Source organism: Staphylococcus coagulans (assembly GCF_002901995.1).
GTDB classification, from domain to species: Bacteria; Bacillota; Bacilli; order Staphylococcales; family Staphylococcaceae; genus Staphylococcus; species Staphylococcus coagulans.
The window spans coordinates 1-319 of record NZ_PPQN01000113.1; the positions used below are offsets into that span (position 1 = coordinate 1).

The following is a 319-nucleotide window of genomic DNA, read 5'->3' on the forward strand; positions in this document are numbered from 1 at the left end:
CAAATGGAGCAGACATTCCGAAGGATTGGGAAATAACAGTAGATCCAAATACAGGAACAGTAACAGTAACGCCACCAAAAGATGCGACACCAGGGACACCGGTCGAAGTACCAGTAAAAGTCACATATCCAGATGGCTCATCAGAAGAGACACCAGTCAGAGTAACAGTGGACACGCCAGACAGTGGAAACTATAACCCAGGATATGAAGAAGGACATACAAAACCGGGTGTACCAGTACAAGTACCACAAACTAAAGATCCAAATGTTCCAACAGGAAGCAGTTATGAAATACCAAATGGAGCAGACATTCCGAAGGA

General features: G+C 44.5%; 1 protein-coding gene. It reads left to right on the plus strand.

Annotation, left to right across the window (positions count from 1 at the left end; translation table 11 throughout):
- Window positions 1-319, plus strand: a 319-nt coding sequence (locus tag CD118_RS12075) for a YPDG domain-containing protein (RefSeq protein ID WP_206167727.1), incomplete at both ends; no start/stop codon positions are given.